This is a genomic window from Serratia odorifera, from assembly GCF_041448735.1.
GTDB classification, from domain to species: Bacteria; Pseudomonadota; Gammaproteobacteria; order Enterobacterales; family Enterobacteriaceae; genus Serratia_F; species Serratia_F odorifera.
The window spans coordinates 32,583-49,730 of record NZ_JBGMUT010000009.1; the positions used below are offsets into that span (position 1 = coordinate 32,583).

The following is a 17,148-nucleotide window of genomic DNA, read 5'->3' on the forward strand; positions in this document are numbered from 1 at the left end:
GGCTATCTGTTATGCCTCGCGAAAAAACAGGCCGCAAGCGCGGCCTGGATAGTATAGCAGTAGCCCGATGAAGCCCGCCAGCGGTTAAAAATTAACGCTTTAGCCCTGTGGCGGCAGGCAGACGCCGATGCCGCCCAGCCCGCAGTAACCGCCTGGATTCTTTTCCAGATACTGCTGGTGATCGTCTTCTGCATAGTAGAACGGCAGCGCCGGCGTAATTTCCGTGGTGATGGTGCGCCGGTCGCCGCTGGCGTCCATCGCCTGCTGGAAGCGCACCATGCTGCTTTCCGCCTGTGCCTGCTGTTCTGGCGACAGGGTGTAGATCGCCGAACGGTATTGGGTGCCGATATCACCACCCTGACGCATTCCCTGTGCCGGATCGTGGTTTTCCCAGAATACCTGCAATAATTGGCGGTAGCTGACAACGGCGGGATCGAACACCACCCGCACCACTTCGGCATGGCCGGTCTGGCCGCTGCACACTTCGCGGTAGGTTGGATTGGGGGTATATCCGCCGCTGTAGCCGGCTGCGGTGCTGTAAACACCGGGTTGCTGCCAGAACAGGCGCTCGACGCCCCAGAAGCAGCCCATGGCGAAAATGGCCACTTCCATGCCTTCCGGCACCTGGGTCATCGAGTGCTGGGTAACAATATTGAGCGGGGCCACCGGCATCGGTGTGGTGCGGCCAGGCAGCGCATCGGCTTTATTGAGGATATTGGATTGATCGGTATAAGGCACCACGGTTGACTCCTATTGTCACAGTAAGAATTTACCCAACACGGGCTGTGTGAGTTGTAACTCGCCGCTTCTTTGCTCACAATAAGCCCCATGTTGCGATTATGTATAAGCTTAACGCAGTATTTTGAGCGCAAAAAGCCAATAATGCGTCGGCGTCAGCACGGCGACATTGACAGGAAAGTAAAATAATTAAGGAGAACGCGTGCCACGATATCGTGCCCTTTGCGTTTTATGCGCGCTGTTTGTCGCACCAGCGGCGTTGTCGGCCAATATCCGGTTGCAGGTGGAAGGCCTTAGTGGGGAGCTGGAAAAAAACGTTCGCGTTCGTTTGTCATCGATCACCCCGGAAGAGGTGAGCGACGGCGGGCGTTTCCGCGCTCGCGTGGCGGATGCCATCAAGCAGGGGCTACGTGCGCTCGGCTATTATGAACCGACCATTGATTTTACCCTCGACAACAACCCCAAACTTTCGCGCCCGGTGCTGCACGCCAAGGTAAGCCCGGGCGAACCGGTGCGCATCGCCGGTGCCGACATCACGTTGCAAGGCGGCGCCAGGGAAGACGAAGACTATCTGGCGTTGGTCAAAAAAGGCCGGCCGACCATCGGTGAAATTCTTAACCACGGCAAGTATGACGGCTTCAAAGGTTCGCTTACCGGCCTGGCCCTGCGCAAGGGCTACTTCGACGCGGAATTGACCAAAAGCCAGCTCGGCGTTTCTGAAGAGCTGCATAAAGCGTTTTGGGACATTGATTTTAACAGCGGCGAACGCTATCGCTTTGGCAAAGTGAGCTTTCAGGGCGCGCAAATCCGCGAAGACTATCTGCAAAATCTGGTGCCCTTTCATCAGGGAGACTATTACAGTTCGCAGGATCTGGCCGAGCTGAACCGCCGTTTGTCGGCGACCAACTGGTTTAATTCGGTGGTGGTTTCCCCAGATTTCGACAACGCCAAAGAGAACAAGATTTTGCCGCTAGATGCGCTGGTCACGCCGCGCAAACGCAATATCATCGAAGCCGGCGTCGGTTATTCCACCGACGTCGGGCCACGTATTAAAGGTACCTGGAAGAAGCCTTGGCTCAACGATCGCGGCCACAGCCTGGAAACCAGCCTGTATCTGTCCGGCCCGGAGCAGCAGCTGGATCTGTCGTACAAAATCCCGTTGCTGAAAAATCCGCTGGAACAGTATTACCTGTTACAGGGCGGTTATAAGCACGAAGACTGGAACGACACCAAATCCGACAGTACCAAGGTCGTGGTATCGCGCAACTGGGATCTGTCCAGCGGCTGGCAGCATGCCATTAACCTGACCGGGCGGCTCGACCACTTTACCCAGGGTAACGTCACCAACACCACTGCGCTGCTTTATCCGGGCGTCAGCGTCAGCCGCACCCGCTCGCGCGGCGGCCTGATGCCGACCTGGGGAGATTCACAGCGTTACTCGATCGACGTTTCCGACACCACCTGGGGATCGGGCGTCGATTTTGCGCTGATGCAGGCGCAAAACGTATGGATCCGCACGCTGGCTGACAAGCATCGCTTTGTACTACGTGGCCAGGTCGGTTGGATCGAAACCAACGACTTTGACAAGGTCCCGCCCGATCTGCGTTTCTTCGCCGGTGGCGACCGCAGCATTCGCGGCTACAAATACAAGAACATCTCCCCGCGTGACGAGGACGGCAAACTCTCCGGCGCGTCAAAAATGCTGACCGGCTCGGTGGAATATCAATATAACGTTACCGGCAAGTGGTGGGGCGCGGTGTTCGTCGACTCCGGCGAAGCGGTGAACGACATCAAACAGAGCAACTTCAAAACCGGCGCTGGCGTCGGCGTACGTTGGCAATCGCCGGTTGGCCCGGTGAAACTGGATATTGCCGCCCCGGTCGGGGATAAGGAAACCCACGGGATGCAGTTTTATATCGGTTTGGGGCCTGAACTATGAGCCTGGTAAAAAAGATCTGTCTTGGATTTCTGATTGTGCTGCTGTTGCTGGTGGGTGGCGTGGCGTTCCTGTTGGGCACCACCAGCGGTTTGCATATGACCCTGAACGCGGCGGCGCGCTGGGTGCCGGGGCTGGACATTGCCAGCGTCACCGGCGGCTGGCGCGATCTGACGCTGAAGGGCGTCAAGTATCAGATGCCTGGGGTGACGGTCAACGTCGGTCAATTCCACCTTTCGCTCGATCTGTCCTGTTTCAAGCGTAGCTCGCTGTGCGTTAATGCGCTGACCGCCGACGACGTTGACGTGGTGGTGAAGACCAGCGAAATGACGCCATCGGAGCCGGTCGCCGACAGTGACGAGCCGGCCGCCAATCTCAGTACGCCGTACCCGATTACCCTGCGCAAACTGGCGCTGAACAATGTCAAGGTCAGCGTTGACGACACCGCCATTTCGCTGGGTGAATTCAGCACCGGTGCGCAATGGCAGGAGCGCGCATTGACCCTGATGCCGACCCGGATCGGTGCCTTGCTGATCGCGCTGCCAAAAACGCCGCAAAACCCGTTGCCGGAGGCGATGCAACCGGCGGTTGAGGTAGCCAGGCAGGTCGGCGATCGTGCGCTTGAGACAGAGAAACCGGCACCAAAGCCAGAGGAAACCCCGCTGGGGGAAACGCTGAAGGCGCTGTTTGCCAAGCCGCTGTTGCCGGATTTGCCGGAGGTTCGCCTGCCGCTGGATATCACGGTGAAGGAGATCCGCGGCGAGCAGCTGCGCCTGACCGGCGATACCGACGTGCTGATCACCAGCCTGCTGTTGCAGGCCAGCACGCTGGATCACCATTTGCAACTGGATAAGTTCGACGTCAAATCCCCGCAGGGCACGCTGTTCGCCCACGGGCAGGCGACGTTGAAAGACCAGTGGCCGGTGGAGATGGTCGCCAACGGCACGCTGAACGTGGAGCCGCTGAAGGGCGAAAAAGTGAAGCTGAACGTCGGTGGCGCGTTGCGTGAGGCGTTAAGCGTGGCGATGAATCTGTCCGGGCCGGTGGGGGCGCAGCTGGATCTGCAAACGCAACTGGCGGAGGCCGGTTTACCGCTGGCGTTGACGCTGGAAGGCAAACGGCTGAGATGGCCGCTTAGCGGTGAAGCGCAGTACCAGGTTGATGGTTTACGCCTGCGTTTCAACGGCAAGGCCACCGATTATGCACTGTCGACGCGTGCCAATATCAAAGGCCAGGATCTGCCACCGGCAGTACTGACACTGGACGGTAAAGGTAACGTCGAGCAGTTCAAACTACAACGTCTGCGACTGGCGGCGTTGCAGGGCCATGCCGATCTGACCGCGCTGGTGGACTGGAGCAAGGCCATCAGTTGGACGTCACAGTTGCAGTTGAGCGGCATCAATACCGCCAAGCAGTGGCCGGAGTGGCCGGCGAAGCTCGACGGCAAAATCACCACTCGCGGTAGCCTGTACGGCGGCAGTTGGCAACTGCAGGTGCCGACGTTGCAACTGGACGGCAACGTCAAGCAAAACAAGGTATCGGCACGCGGCTCACTCAGCGGCAACGCCGCCGGGCAATGGAAAATCCCCGCAGTCGATCTGGCGTTAGGGCGTAACAGACTGAATGTGAAAGGGCAACTGGATGAGAAAAGCTGGAATCTGGATGCCGATATTGACGCACCTCAGTTGGACGGCGCGCTGCCGGGGCTTGGTGGTACCGCAAAAGGCCAGCTGAAACTGCGTGGTAATCTGCAGGCGCCACAGCTATTGGCGGATTTGACCGCCTCCGGCCTGCAATGGCAGGCACTGCATATCCGGCGGGTGAAGGTGGACGGCGATGTGCGTTCCACCGATCAGATCCAGGGGCAGCTGGCGGTGCGGGTAGAGCAGCTCAAGCAGGACGCGCTGGAAGTAAACCTGCTGACGCTGGATGCCAAAGGCAGCGAAAAACAGCATGCGTTGCAGTTGAAGATCGACGGCAAACCGGTATCCGGTCAACTGGCACTTTCCGGCAGTTTTGATCGCCAGCAGCAACGCTGGCGTGGCACCATGAACAACACCCGCTTTGATACGCCGGTTGGTGAATGGCGTCTGACGCGGGCTATCGCGCTCGACTACCTCAATACGCAGCAAAAAATCAGCGTCGGGCCACACTGCTGGCAAAATCCGGATGCCGAGCTGTGCGTGCCGAAAACCATTGAGGCCGGCGCCAGTGGCCAGGCCAGCGTGGTGCTCAACCGGTTCGATCTGAAAATGATCAAACCGTTCCTCGGCCCGGACACCGCGCTGAGCGGCGTGTTTACCGGCCGCGCCGACGTTAGCTGGCAGCCGGGCGCTGCGCTGCCACAGGCCAAGGTGGCGCTGGTGGGCAACGGGGTGAAAGTGGTGCAGCAGGTGCAGGGTAACCCGCTGCCGATCGCCTTTGATACGCTCAATCTTAATGCTGGCATCACCAATGGCCGGGCGCAAGCCGACTGGCGCATCAAGTTGAACAATAACGGCCAGTTTGACGGCAATGTGCAGGTCACCGACCCGCAGACGCGACGCAATCTCAGTGGCAACGTCAATATCACCAATATCTCGTTGGCGCTGATTAACCCGGCGCTGATGCAGGGTGAGAAAGCCGCCGGTATGTTGAACGCCAATCTGCGGCTGGGTGGCAATGCGCAAAAACCGCTGGTGTTTGGCCGGTTGGCGCTGGACAAGGTGGATATTGACGGTAGCTGGATGCCGTTCGACATGACTGACGGCCGCCTGGCGATCAACTTTAACGGCATGAATTCGACGCTAGACGGCTTGATCACCACCACTCAGGGCCAGTTGAACATGACCGGCGATGCCGACTGGAGCGATATCAACGCCTGGCGCGCACGCATTGCCGCCAAGGGCAACAAGTTACGGGTGACGGTACCGCCGATGGTCCGTCTCGACGTTTCTCCCGATCTGGTGTTCGAAGCGACGCCGCAATTGTTCTCGCTCAACGGCAACGTCGATATTCCCTGGGCGCGCATTACGGTGCAGGAACTGCCGGAAAGCGCGGTGGGCGTTTCGTCTGACGAAGTGATGCTGGATCGGCAGCTGAAGCCGATTCAGCCGAAAACCGCGTCGATACCGATTAACAGCAACCTGATGATTCACGTCGGTGATGATGTTCGGTTGGACGCCTTTGGCCTGAAAGCGCGGCTGAAAGGCGATTTGAAAGTGGTGCAGGACAAGCGCGGGCTGGGGCTGAATGGCCAGATTGACATCCCGGCAGGCCGCTTCCATGCTTATGGTCAGGATCTGATCATCCGCAAAGGGCAACTGATGTTCTCCGGGCCTCCGGACCAGCCGCTGCTCAACATGGAAGCGATTCGTAACCCGGAAGCCACCGAAGACGGCGTTACCGCCGGCGTGCGCGTCACCGGGCTGGCGGATGCGCCCAAGCTGGAGGTATTCTCCGATCCGGCCAAATCGCAACAGGAAGCATTGTCTTATCTGCTGCGCGGCCAGGGTTTGAGCAGTTCCGGTGCCGACGGCAACGCCATGACGTCAATGTTAGTGGGTCTGGGGGTTGCACAAAGTGGTCAACTTGTGGGTAAAATCGGCGAGGCGTTTGGCGTAAGTAATTTGGCCCTTGATACTGCGGGAGTGGGTGATAGCTCCCAGGTTGTCGTGAGCGGCTATGTCCTCCCTGGCTTACAAGTAAAATATGGGGTGGGCATTTTCGATTCGCTGGCCACGCTGACGTTGCGTTACCGCCTGATGCCTAAGTTGTATCTGGAAGCGGTGTCCGGTCTCGACCAGGCACTAGATTTGCTCTATCAGTTTGAGTTTTAGCGATGCGAATAATTGTCTACGGCAGTTTACGACGCAAACAGGGAAACAGCCATTGGATGACTAACGCCCAATGGTTAGGCGAGCATGAGCTCGACGGTTATCAGATTTATAATCTGGGCCATTACCCGGCGGCGATCCCTGGAGAGGGCACGATACATTGTGAGGTGTATCGTATCAACTCATCGATTCTGGCAGAGCTTGACGAACTGAAAAGCAACACCAAGGACTATAAGCGCGAGCTGATTCAGACGCCTTATGGCACTGCGTGGATCTACCTGTATCGACACAGCGTAGAGGGATATCCGCTGATTGAAAGCGGTGACTGGCTGAAGCGTCACGACGAAGCGTAATAAAAAAACACCGCTCATTGAGCGGTGTTTTTTCATCTATCGGCAGGGCGAAGAATTACTTCTTGGCACGCTCGAAGGAGGCAACGATCTCGGCTTTGGCGGCGGCGGCATCGGCCCAGCCTTCCACTTTCACCCATTTGCCTTTTTCCAGATCCTTGTAGTGCTCGAAGAAGTGAGCGATCTGGGCTTTCAGCAGTTCTGGCAGGTCGTTCACGTCTTTTACGTGATCGTATTCCTTGGTCAACTTGCTGTGCGGTACCGCAACCAGTTTGGCATCTTCACCGGCTTCGTCGGTCATCTTCAGCACGCCAACCGGACGGCAGCGGATCACGGAACCAGGCTGCAGCGGGTACGGGGTTGGCACCAGGACGTCAACCGGATCGCCGTCCAGTGACAGAGTGTGGTTGATGTAACCGTAGTTGCACGGATAGAACATCGCGGTAGACATGAAACGGTCAACGAACAGTGCGCCGGTTTCCTTGTCGATTTCATATTTGATCGGATCGGCGTTGGCCGGGATTTCGATAACAACGTAGATGTCTTCCGGCAGGTCTTTGCCAGCAGGGACCAGATTCAAGCTCATGTCGGTTTCCTTTAATCAAACCAGAAATGGAGTGCCGGGTATTATAGCGGACTCTTTTGCGATTTCCTGCCCTTTTCATCAGCGTAACCGCGCGCGCCTCCTCTAGCATGAATTTCCAGAATAATCCGCCGTTGCCGTCAAGTTTTTCCCTTTGGCGCCGATAAAACCAATAAATAATAACGGTGCGTGCGCCGTGTCTTGCCTCTGCCTCTACCACACCTATTGTCTAAAGCCGGGAAGAACACATGTTAAACAAGATTACGGTCAAGGCCGGGCTGATTGCCTTGCTGGGACTGATGACGGTATTGCTGATTATGGTCAGCGTGATCGGCGTAAACGCCATTAATCAGGGCTCGCGTTCACTGCATACGCTGAACCAGATCCTGGGGGAAGAGCTGGGGTCGCTGGCCAACAGTTCCAACCTGACGCTGCGTGCACGTACCGCAGCATCGTTGGCGGTGCGCCAGCGCGAAACCGGCCAGATTGAGGTGTCTGACGCTACGGTAGGCCGTATCTACGGTTATCTGAACCAGTCGCAGCAGGAGATGGCGCGCTTTATCCGCGTTGGTACGGTGACCGAACGGGGCAAAGCGTTATCCAAACGCCTGCAGGCCAGCTATCAGGCCTATCAGGAACAGGGCGTGAGGCCAATGGCAGACGCCATCAAGGCCGGTGATATCGCCGGTTATTATGCCATTCAGGAAACGCGCATCTCAACGTTGAGCATTGCGTTTGAAAACGATCTTGGCGAGTTTCGCAGCTTTGCCATGCAGGTCGGCCAGCAGCGGGTGGACGAGGCAGAAGGCAATGCCAGTACGCAAATTGTGTTGATCGTGGCGGCCGGCGTACTCAGCGTACTGCTGGCAATAGTGGCCTGGTTCGCCCTGCGGGTGATCATTCTGCGGCCGCTGGATGTGTCGATCGCCGAGCTGGAACAGATTGCCAATGGCGATCTGACTCGCAACATTCACGGCGGGGGCACCACTGAAATGGGGCGCCTGGCACATGCCATGCAGCGCATGCAGCAATCGCTGGCGCTGTCGGTGAGCAAAGTGCGTGACGCCAGTAGTCAGATTGATATTGGATCGCGTGAATTGGCTGCCGGTAACGTGCATTTGGCGCAACGTACCGAAGAGTCTGCCGCGTCGCTGGAGGAAACCGCCGCCAGTATGGAACAGCTGACCTCGACGGTCAGAATGAACGCTGAAAATGCCCAGCAGGCCAACCAGTTGGCGCTGAGCGTGTCTGACATTGCCGATCGCGGCAGCCAGGTGGTCGGTCAGGTCAAAGATAAAATGCAGGCGATTACCGACAGTTCGCGCCGCATTGCCGATATCATCAGCGTGATGGACGGTATCGCGTTTCAGACCAATATCCTGGCGCTGAATGCGGCGGTGGAAGCCGCGCGTGCCGGCGAGCAGGGCCGTGGTTTTGCCGTGGTGGCCGGCGAAGTGCGCAGCCTGGCGCAGCGCAGCGCGCAGTCGGCCAAAGAGATCAAGGGGCTGATTGAAGCATCGCAAAATCGGGTGCAGGAAGGCGAGCAAATGGCCGAGTCTGCCGCAAAAACCATGAACGGCATTGCCGATGAGGTCGGACGGGTTACGGCCTTGATGCGCGAGATTTCAGCGGCGACCCGCGAGCAGAGCAGCGGTATCGAGCAGGTCAACGTCGCGGTGGCGCAGATGGATCAGGTGGCGCAACAGAATGCTGCACTGGTGGAGGAATCCGCCGCGGCAACGCGTTCACTGGAAGAACAGGCGCAGGCGCTGGCGCAGAGCATGTCGGTGTTCAAGGTGTAATTGGGCATTCGCGCAGGGCCGTTCGGCGTTGACGGCGGCGTGCGGTAGCGCGGCTTGACATGATCGTCAGGGAGAATATCGGGCCGGACGAGCCGGCCCTGAATGGGGCTTTATTCGTCCGGGTATTCGGCGATAAAGCGTTCCGCGTCTTCCACCATGGATTTGGTGCCGACGAAGAATGGTGCGCGCTGGTGCAGTTTCTGCGGGGTAATATCCAGAATACGGTTTTTACCGTCGCTGGCTTTACCGCCGGCCTGCTCGGCCAGGAACGCCATCGGGTTGCATTCATACAGCAGGCGCAGTTTGCCTTGCGGGTGACTGGCGGTGCTTGGGTAGATATAAATGCCGCCTTTCAGCAGGTTGCGGTGGAAGTCGGCAACCAGCGAACCGATATAGCGTGAGGTATACGGGCGCTGAGTGGCTTCATCCTGCTCCTGGCAGTATTTGATGTACTTCTTCACTCCGAGCGGGAACTTGATGTAGTTACCTTCGTTGATCGAATACATATTGCCGGATTCCGGGAAGCACACTTTCTCGTGAGAAAGGCAGAATACGCCGAGAGACGGATCGTAGGTAAAGGCGTGTACGCCATAACCGGTGGTGTACACCAGCATGGTGGAGGAGCCATAAACCACATAACCGGCTGCGACCTGGGCGCTGCCCGGTTGCAGGAAATCTTCTTCGGTAACAGGCGTACCGACGGGGGTGATGCGACGATAGATAGAGAAAATAGTACCGACAGAGACGTTGACATCAATGTTGGACGAACCGTCCAACGGATCCATCAGCACCACATATTTGGCATTTTCAGCACGCTCGCCGTCGAAAATCACGATTTCGTCTTCTTCTTCGGACGCAATCCCGGCAACTTCACCGCGCGCTTTCAATGCGGCTTTCAGTTTTTCGTTCGCGTACAGGTCCAGTTTCATCTGAACTTCGCCCTGTACGTTGGAAACGCCGCTGGTGCCTAGAATATCCACCAGACCCGCTTTATTGATGTCGCGGTGGATGATTTTAGCGCCCAGCTTGATTGCGGAAAGCAATGCAGTCAGTTCGCCGGTGGCGTGAGAGAAGTCGTGCTGTTTCTCGACGATAAATTCGCCTAACGTTTTCATGACACAATCCCTGAATCTACGGATGGATAGCGGTTTGTTAACAAACCGCCAACGTTTTCGCTCAGCAGTGTAGCCCAAAGCATTGCGCCATTCATAGGCAAATCCATTTCTTCTGGACGATTCTGAGCGTTAGAATAAGCGCACATTCGACGTACTCAAATGAGAAACCTATGCGCATTCACATTCTTGGCATCTGCGGCACCTTTATGGGTGGGCTGGCCATGTTGGCTCGGTCGCTTGGACACGAGGTTACCGGTTCCGATGCTAATGTCTATCCTCCGATGAGCACGCTGTTGGAAAACCAGGGGATCGATTTGATCCAGGGGTACGATCCGGCACAGTTGGATCCGGCGCCGGACATGGTGATCATCGGCAATGCCATGACGCGCGGCAACCCGTGCGTGGAAGCGGTGCTGGAACAGGGGATCCCCTATGTATCCGGCCCGCAGTGGCTGCACGATCATGTGCTGCGCGATCGCTGGGTACTGGCCGTCGCTGGCACCCATGGCAAGACCACCACCGCCGGTATGGCCACCTGGATCCTTGAAGCCTGTGGTTATCAACCGGGCTTCGTCATCGGCGGCGTACCGGGCAACTTTGAGGTGTCTGCTCGCCTGGGCGGCAGCCCGTTCTTCGTGATTGAAGCGGATGAATACGACTGCGCCTTCTTTGACAAGCGCTCGAAGTTCGTGCACTACAGTCCGCGAACGCTGATCATGAACAATCTGGAGTTCGATCACGCCGATATCTTTGACGATCTGAAGGCGATTCAGAAGCAGTTCCACCATCTGGTACGCCTGGTACCGGGCAAAGGCAAGATCATTCTGCCGGACAACGATCCGCACCTCAAACAGGTGATGGCGATGGGATGCTGGAGCGAACAGGAGCTGGTAGGCGAAGAAGGCGTCTGGCGCGCCAATAAACTGACCGCCGATGCCAGCCGTTATGAGGTGCAGCTCAACGGCGAAACGGTGGGCGAGGTCAACTGGACGCTGGTGGGTGAACACAATATGCATAATGGCCTGATGGCCATCGCTGCGGCGCGTCACGTTGGTGTGCTGCCGGCAGACGCCTGCCGCGCGTTGAATGATTTTATCAACGCGCGTCGCCGTCTGGAACTGCGCGGCGAAGCCAATGGCGTCACGGTGTATGACGATTTCGCCCATCACCCGACGGCGATCCTGGCAACGCTGGCGGCGTTGCGCGGCAAGGTCGGCGGTACCGCACGCATCCTGGCGGTGCTGGAACCGCGCTCCAACACCATGAAAATGGGTATCAACAAGAACGAACTGGCGCCGTCGCTGGGGCGGGCCGACGAAGTGTTCCTGTTCCAGCCACACCATATTCCCTGGCAGGTGGCGGAAGTGGCCGAAGCCTGTGTACAGCCGGCCCATTGGAGCGCCGATGTGGATACGCTGGTAGAGATGGTGGTGAAAACGGCACAGCCGGGCGACCATATTCTGGTGATGAGCAACGGAGGTTTCGGCGGTATTCACGACAAGCTGTTGACGGCACTGGCCAACAAGCCGGCCGCACCGCAAGGTTACTGACAGACAATCGGGGGGCGCCGTCACCCCGACGATCGTAATGACAGGGCCGCTTGCGGCCCTTTTTTACACCCATAAAAAAGCCCCCGCGAGCGGGGGCAATGGGGTTCGTCGGATAGGACGACGAGGGGTTTCTTCAAAGAATTCGCGTTGACGTCAAACTCGGCAGTGGCAGTGACGAGGGTAATCAGTTCGGTAACGCGTTCTCTGAATTGTTATTTGTAAATTTCGGCCGTCGCGTGCCAGTTGCCATTTTCGTAGGCTTCGATAACGCGATAGGCTTTGGCGCCTTGCTTGTCGGCTTTGTCAGACAGCGCCTGACGAATGTCGGAAGGGGAGCCGGTCACACCGCTGGCAGTAATGGTACCGATGGTCTGCATGTTGCTGGCTTGTGCATTGTCCACCAGCGTAGCGGCGCTGGCACCGAAACTGACGGCTGAGAGCAGGCTGACCGCAGCGAGAGTGATTTTCATGTTCATGTTGGTGGTCCTTGAGGTATCCATCCCGGCCAGGAAGGGCTTGCTAGCGTTTTTTATTCTTGAAGGCCGTGACAGGTACTGCTGTTTTCCAGAGATTTATTGCCCGTTGTCGGGTAATGCCGGTACTGCTGACTTACTTATAGATTTCTGCGGTGGCGTGGTAGTTGCCTTCGTTACGCGCTTCAATCACACGGTAAGCGGTCGCGCCTTGGGCATCCGCTTTGGCAGACAGCGCTGCGCGAATATCAGACGGTGCGCCGGCAACGCCGCTAACGGTAATGGTGCCTGCGGATTGCAGTTTGGTTGCCTGATCTGCGCTAACGGATTGTGCTGCAAATGCACCGAAAGAAAGCATGGATAGAACGCCTAACGTCATTACTGTAGTTTTAACTTTCATGATTTTGCCTCTTAGAATTCTTTTGTCAGTTCGCATGAACTGTGATTTACGTCACGGAAATGAGTATACATCTAGTAACGCGAAAAATTAATAGTTAGCTAACAGTTTCTTGTGAAACTTACGCATAATATTGATTATTTTTTATATCCAAATGGAATAAAAAGCGCTCATAAAACACACTTTTATTGTTAATTAGATGTAATTTCAACAAGCTAAGTGCTTTTGACCAAAAGTGCGGAAATTAATAGCAGGTATCACTAGTTACGGATAAATGTCATGGAAATGTGTCGCAGGTGGGGTGTTGTGCGGCGTTATACGTGGTAGTCGAGAGGGGGAATGTGCCGGCAACGTAAAGCGGTGGTTAAGCAAAAGCTAACAAAACGCGGCGGAGAGCCGCATTTTATTAGCCATGGCGATCACAGTTCCTGCTCGAACAGCGTCAGGATAGCTTCATACAGTTGACGCGCGCTGAAGGTGTTGGCCGGGGTAACAAAAATGGTGTCATCACCAGCAATGGTGCCCAGTATGCCTTCGGATTTGCCCAACGAGTCGAGTAAACGGGCAATTAACTGTGCTGCACCCGGGCTGGTATGGATAACGACCACCGCATCATTGTGGTCGACGTCCAGTACCAGATTCTTCAGCGGACTGGAGGTGGTCGGCACGCCCAGTTCGGCTGGCAGGCAGTAAACCATTTCCATTTTGGCATTGCGTGTACGCACCGCGCCGAACTTGGTCAGCATGCGCGACACTTTGGATTGGTTAATGTTTTCGAAGCCTTCTTCCTGCAGCGCCAAAACGATCTCGCCTTGCGAGCTGAATTTTTCTTCTTTCAATAACGCTTTAAACGCCTTGATCAGATCTTCCTGCTTTGCGGGATTACGCATTTTGCACCGGTGAATGTTAACAATAGAGTTCATTATTATGCATATAAATGAATTTTTATGCAATAAGGCAGTGTCCGGAAAAATCAAAATAGCCCGGACAATAAGGAAAGGGCGGCATTTTAACAAAATCCGTATCTCATGAATATGCCCATTTCACCCAGGGGGGAAAGCTGCCTCCCCGGTAAAGAAAATGTTATTAAAATGATGTTGTTCTGATGTTGTGTAAGGGTGTAATGTAACGGCCGGTTAACTTGCTCGTGAATAACCTCGCACTATTTTCGATTAGTGTGCGCTATGCCCTTAATGCGTAAGCTATTTAATCTAAAATGTCCGCGATCGAGGCCATTTTGTTGCGCCAGCTCTCAATCCAACTGTTAAGAGATTGTTTTAAAAGGTGTAATAATCTAAGGTCCGTACCCAGAAATTCACGGCGCTTTTATATTTAAGATAATAAAGGAGTATAGGATGAAAGTTGCAGTTCTCGGTGCTGCTGGCGGTATCGGCCAGGCCCTCGCCCTTCTACTCAAAACCCAGCTTCCTTCAGGTTCTGAACTCTCCCTCTACGACATTGCCCCAGTAACCCCAGGCGTTGCCGTCGATTTAAGCCACATCCCAACCGCAGTGAACATCAAAGGCTTTGCCGGCGAAGACGCAAAACCTGCCTTGCAGGGTGCGGATGTAGTACTGATTTCCGCTGGTGTGGCGCGTAAACCAGGGATGGATCGCTCCGATCTGTTCAACGTCAACGCCGGCATCGTGCGTAACCTGATCCAGCAAGTGGCGGAAACCTGCCCGAAAGCCTGCATCGGCATCATCACCAACCCGGTGAACACCACGGTTGCCATCGCGGCCGAAGTGTTGAAAAAAGCCGGTGTGTATGACAAGAACAAACTGTTTGGCGTCACCTCGCTGGATATCATTCGTTCCAACACCTTCGTGGCCGAGTTGAAAGGCAAAAAGCCGGAAGAACTGAACGTGCCGGTAATCGGTGGCCACTCGGGTGTGACCATCCTGCCATTGCTGTCCCAGATCCCTGGCGTTACCTTCAGCGAGCAGGAAGTTGCGGACTTGACCAAGCGTATCCAGAACGCAGGTACCGAAGTGGTTGAAGCAAAAGCCGGCGGCGGGTCTGCTACGTTGTCCATGGGCCAGGCTGCGGCACGTTTCGGTCTGTCTCTGGTACGCGCGCTGCAGGGCGAGCAAGGGGTGGTGGAATGCGCCTATGTAGAAGGTGACGGCAAATATGCCCGTTTCTTTGCACAACCGCTGCTGCTGGGTAAAAACGGCGTGGAAGAACGCAAAGACATCGGTACCCTGAGTGCGTTCGAGCAAAAAGCGCTGGAAGAGATGTTAGACACGCTGCGCAAAGATATCGAGCTGGGCGAGACTTTCGTCAACAAGTGATCGCTTGCTCTGAGTAAACTCTTGTTAGGCCGCCGGACAGCGTTCCGGCGGTTTTTTTTGCCCGCAATTACGATTTCATCCGCGATTTGCGATCCAGCAGCTGATGAGTATCGGGATCAAAATAGCGGCTCGGCCAGATTTCCGCCGGATGGATGCTCAGCGCATCGGCAATCAGCCATTCTCCCTTCGGCCATGGGCGCGACAGGGCATTTGCCAAGGTGGACGAGCTTAAACCGGCGCGTCGCGAGACCGCTGCCAGCGTAGTGCCTCTCTTGCGTAATGCGGCAATAACGTCTGCCGGATGCCAATCCTGACTCCTTGAATTCATGTTTTCATTCCTTTTTTTGATTAGTCAAAGTTCCGTTAGTGGTATAACTAACAGGCATGTATTAATCGTTCGCACAACATGAAACGCTTAGACGGAAACCAGAATACCATTGTTTTCTGAAAATGGCGGAATGGTTTCCTAAAAATGCGTTGACCACATAATTTCCCAGAGAAAAAGGTTATGAAAAACGAGTGGTTTGCCGCCAAGGAGCTGATAGGCATCGCAGGGTTACCGTCCTCACCACAGGGAATCAATCAAATGGCTCGCCGTGAGGGATGGGTTAGCCGTCGTCGCAAGGGTGTCCAGGGTAAGGCGGTGGAGTATCACATCGACAGTCTGCCATTGTCGGCGCGTAATTTACTGATATTGCAAGAAGAGCCAGCCGGTTATCAGGTTGAACGCAACGATTCGTTGGTGGTGTTGATCGAATGTTTCCGCCGCATGACGGAAAGCGAGCGCGAACGGTTATTGACGTTTTTGATGCGGGAAGGCATTGGCAGCCTGTTGGCGCGCATCAGCGATGAGGCTACCGCTGATGCGATGACAGGCCCGGATAGCGAGCCTGAGAAACGATAGGGAAACCCCGTTGCTAGAAATCCCGTTGCACCGCCAGATGCGCCAGGCCTTCCAGCGCGTCACGGAACGGTGATTGCGGCAGGACATGCAGCGCAGCGATAGCCTTGTCTGCTTCTTCTTCCGCCCGCTGGCGGGTATAGCTCAGCGAACCGCACTGTTCCATGGCTGTCAGCACCGGTTCCAGCAAATGCCGGCCGTTGCCCTGCTCGATGGCGCCGCGAATCATCGCCGTCTGCTGCGCATTACCGTGGTGCATGGCGTGCAGCAGCGGCAGCGTCGGTTTGCCTTCATTCAGATCGTCGCCGGTGTTCTTGCCCAGCGTGACGCCGTCAGCGCTGTAATCAAGCAAGTCGTCAATCAATTGGAAAGCGGTGCCGAGATAGCGGCCATAATCCTGCAGCCCCTGTTCCTGTGCCTCTGTGGCGCCGGACAAAATGGCGGAAGACTGTGCGGCAGCTTCAAACAGGCGCGCGGTCTTGCTGTAGATCACCCGCATGTAGCTTTCTTCGGTAATGTCCGGATCGTGCACGTTCATTAATTGCAGTACTTCGCCTTCGGCAATCACATTGACCGCCTCCGACATCAGCGCCAGCACCCGCAGCGATTCCAGACTGGTCATCATCTGAAATGCGCGCGTATAAATGAAGTCGCCCACCAGCACGCTGGCGGCGTTGCCGAACGCCGCGTTGGCGGTTGCCTTGCCGCGGCGCATATCGGACTCATCGACCACATCGTCATGCAGTAAAGTAGCGGTGTGGATGAACTCGATCAGCGCAGCAACGGTAATGTGCTTGTCACCCTGATACTGCAACGCCCGAGCTGCCAGTACGGCGATCATCGGGCGAATGCGTTTACCGCCACCGCTGATAATGTAATAGCCAAGCTGATTGATGAGCGTGACTTCGGAATTCAACTGTTCAAGAATTGTTGCGTTCACGGCCGCCATATCCTGCGCGGTTAACTCGGTAATTTGTTCTAGGTTCATTGTATTGTTTTCAGCTGTGTTTCTCTTCACCGCGTTGAGATCGCTGCTCACATCGGTACATGGCGGTAACTGTTCCTTGATTGTACTTGAAAAACGCCTCAGATAAACGCCAGGAAAGAAACTGTGCTTTTTTTCTTCTTTTTTCTGCTTCAGGCCGGATTCTGCTCTTGTCATGTGCTGTATTTTTGCGTAGAATTCGCGCCCTA

Annotated in this window: 15 protein-coding genes; 7 read left to right on the forward strand and 8 right to left on the reverse strand. The window is 55.8% G+C overall.

The features are described 5' to 3' along the window. Positions 1-99 precede the first annotated feature (99 nt). Positions 100-738, reverse strand: coding sequence for a peptide-methionine (S)-S-oxide reductase MsrA (gene msrA, locus ACCC84_RS18745; protein ID WP_088499941.1), 639 nt, complete (start codon positions 736-738; stop codon positions 100-102). 202 nt (positions 739-940) lie between these two features. Between msrA and tamA the strand changes: the two genes are divergently transcribed. From tamA to ACCC84_RS18760, 3 genes are read left to right on the forward strand one after another with little or no spacing between them, the layout of a single operon-like run. Beyond that, positions 941-2,677, forward strand: coding sequence for an autotransporter assembly complex protein TamA (gene tamA / locus ACCC84_RS18750; RefSeq protein WP_039991275.1), 1,737 nt, complete (start codon positions 941-943; stop codon positions 2,675-2,677). Beyond that, on the forward strand, positions 2,674-6,492 hold the full coding sequence (tamB, locus tag ACCC84_RS18755) for an autotransporter assembly complex protein TamB (protein ID WP_004955946.1): 3,819 nt from the start codon (positions 2,674-2,676) through the stop codon (positions 6,490-6,492). The genes tamA and tamB overlap by 4 nt, the downstream gene beginning before the upstream one ends. Positions 6,493-6,494: 2 nt before the next feature. After that, positions 6,495-6,842 (forward strand): gamma-glutamylcyclotransferase family protein, encoded by a 348-nt coding sequence (locus tag ACCC84_RS18760; protein ID WP_050763093.1) that lies wholly within the window; start codon positions 6,495-6,497, stop codon positions 6,840-6,842. Positions 6,843-6,897: 55 nt separating this feature from the next. On the opposite strand, the gene ppa is transcribed toward ACCC84_RS18760, so the two are convergent. After that, entirely contained in the window at positions 6,898-7,425 is a 528-nt protein-coding gene (gene ppa, locus ACCC84_RS18765) for an inorganic diphosphatase (RefSeq protein ID WP_004955942.1), read from the reverse strand. A 245-nt stretch (positions 7,426-7,670) separates the two neighbouring features. On the opposite strand from ppa, the gene ACCC84_RS18770 reads away from it, so the two are divergent. Continuing rightward, positions 7,671-9,224 (forward strand): methyl-accepting chemotaxis protein, encoded by a 1,554-nt coding sequence (locus ACCC84_RS18770; RefSeq protein WP_004955941.1) that lies wholly within the window; start codon positions 7,671-7,673, stop codon positions 9,222-9,224. A gap of 110 nt (positions 9,225-9,334) precedes the next feature. Here the strand turns inward: ACCC84_RS18770 and fbp are convergent, their stop codons facing one another. Beyond that, the gene (fbp, locus tag ACCC84_RS18775) at positions 9,335-10,339 is read right to left on the reverse strand and encodes a class 1 fructose-bisphosphatase (RefSeq protein WP_004955940.1); all 1,005 of its coding nucleotides are present in this window, start codon (positions 10,337-10,339) and stop codon (positions 9,335-9,337) included. 170 nt (positions 10,340-10,509) lie between these two features. On the opposite strand from fbp, the gene mpl reads away from it, so the two are divergent. Continuing rightward, positions 10,510-11,889 carry a UDP-N-acetylmuramate:L-alanyl-gamma-D-glutamyl-meso-diaminopimelate ligase gene (mpl, locus tag ACCC84_RS18780; RefSeq protein ID WP_004955939.1) on the forward strand — a complete coding sequence of 460 codons (1,380 nt, stop codon included), beginning with the start codon at positions 10,510-10,512 and terminating at the stop codon, positions 11,887-11,889. 212 nt (positions 11,890-12,101) lie between these two features. Here the strand turns inward: mpl and yhcN (ACCC84_RS18785) are convergent, their stop codons facing one another. The 3 genes from yhcN (ACCC84_RS18785) to argR all read right to left on the reverse strand — a co-directional run bounded on the left by yhcN (ACCC84_RS18785) (position 12,102) and on the right by argR (position 13,649). Beyond that, a complete protein-coding gene (gene yhcN / locus ACCC84_RS18785; protein WP_039991274.1) occupies positions 12,102-12,365 on the reverse strand; it encodes a peroxide/acid stress response protein YhcN in 264 nt (87 codons plus the stop codon). Between the two features lie 133 nt (positions 12,366-12,498). Next, on the reverse strand, positions 12,499-12,762 hold the full coding sequence (gene yhcN, locus ACCC84_RS18790) for a peroxide/acid stress response protein YhcN (protein ID WP_039991273.1): 264 nt from the start codon (positions 12,760-12,762) through the stop codon (positions 12,499-12,501). A 416-nt stretch (positions 12,763-13,178) separates the two neighbouring features. Continuing rightward, positions 13,179-13,649 carry a transcriptional regulator ArgR gene (gene argR, locus ACCC84_RS18795; RefSeq protein ID WP_039991272.1) on the reverse strand — a complete coding sequence of 157 codons (471 nt, stop codon included), beginning with the start codon at positions 13,647-13,649 and terminating at the stop codon, positions 13,179-13,181. Positions 13,650-14,114: 465 nt separating this feature from the next. Here argR and mdh point away from each other — a divergent pair, with 465 nt between their 5' ends. Beyond that, positions 14,115-15,053 (forward strand): malate dehydrogenase, encoded by a 939-nt coding sequence (gene mdh, locus ACCC84_RS18800; RefSeq protein WP_004955932.1) that lies wholly within the window; start codon positions 14,115-14,117, stop codon positions 15,051-15,053. 67 nt (positions 15,054-15,120) lie between these two features. Here the strand turns inward: mdh and ACCC84_RS18805 are convergent, their stop codons facing one another. Further along, the gene (locus tag ACCC84_RS18805) at positions 15,121-15,381 is read right to left on the reverse strand and encodes a helix-turn-helix domain-containing protein (protein WP_004955931.1); all 261 of its coding nucleotides are present in this window, start codon (positions 15,379-15,381) and stop codon (positions 15,121-15,123) included. Between the two features lie 180 nt (positions 15,382-15,561). On the opposite strand from ACCC84_RS18805, the gene ACCC84_RS18810 reads away from it, so the two are divergent. Next, positions 15,562-15,957: a DNA-binding protein gene (locus ACCC84_RS18810; protein ID WP_004955930.1), complete on the forward strand. Its 396-nt coding sequence runs from the start codon at positions 15,562-15,564 to the stop codon at positions 15,955-15,957. Positions 15,958-15,970: 13 nt separating this feature from the next. Here ACCC84_RS18810 and ispB read toward each other — a convergent pair whose 3' ends face one another. Beyond that, a complete protein-coding gene (gene ispB, locus ACCC84_RS18815; protein ID WP_039991271.1) occupies positions 15,971-16,942 on the reverse strand; it encodes an octaprenyl diphosphate synthase in 972 nt (323 codons plus the stop codon). Between the last annotated feature and the right edge of the window lie 206 nt (positions 16,943-17,148).

Bases quoted from the DNA above. Each gene is read 5' to 3' on its own strand.
- tamB (WP_004955946.1), top strand. From the start codon at position 2,674: ATGAGCCTGGTAAAAAAGATCTGTCTTGGATTTCTGATTGTGCTGCTG.
- ACCC84_RS18760 (WP_050763093.1), top strand. From the start codon at position 6,495: ATGCGAATAATTGTCTACGGCAGTTTACGACGCAAACAGGGAAACAGC.
- ppa (WP_004955942.1), bottom strand. From the start codon at position 7,425: ATGAGCTTGAATCTGGTCCCTGCTGGCAAAGACCTGCCGGAAGACATC.
- ACCC84_RS18770 (WP_004955941.1), top strand. From the start codon at position 7,671: ATGTTAAACAAGATTACGGTCAAGGCCGGGCTGATTGCCTTGCTGGGA.
- fbp (WP_004955940.1), bottom strand. From the start codon at position 10,339: ATGAAAACGTTAGGCGAATTTATCGTCGAGAAACAGCACGACTTCTCT.
- mpl (WP_004955939.1), top strand. From the start codon at position 10,510: ATGCGCATTCACATTCTTGGCATCTGCGGCACCTTTATGGGTGGGCTG.
- yhcN (WP_039991274.1), bottom strand. From the start codon at position 12,365: ATGAACATGAAAATCACTCTCGCTGCGGTCAGCCTGCTCTCAGCCGTC.
- yhcN (WP_039991273.1), bottom strand. From the start codon at position 12,762: ATGAAAGTTAAAACTACAGTAATGACGTTAGGCGTTCTATCCATGCTT.
- argR (WP_039991272.1), bottom strand. From the start codon at position 13,649: ATGCGTAATCCCGCAAAGCAGGAAGATCTGATCAAGGCGTTTAAAGCG.
- mdh (WP_004955932.1), top strand. From the start codon at position 14,115: ATGAAAGTTGCAGTTCTCGGTGCTGCTGGCGGTATCGGCCAGGCCCTC.
- ACCC84_RS18805 (WP_004955931.1), bottom strand. From the start codon at position 15,381: ATGAATTCAAGGAGTCAGGATTGGCATCCGGCAGACGTTATTGCCGCA.
- ACCC84_RS18810 (WP_004955930.1), top strand. From the start codon at position 15,562: ATGAAAAACGAGTGGTTTGCCGCCAAGGAGCTGATAGGCATCGCAGGG.
- ispB (WP_039991271.1), bottom strand. From the start codon at position 16,942: ATGAACCTAGAACAAATTACCGAGTTAACCGCGCAGGATATGGCGGCC.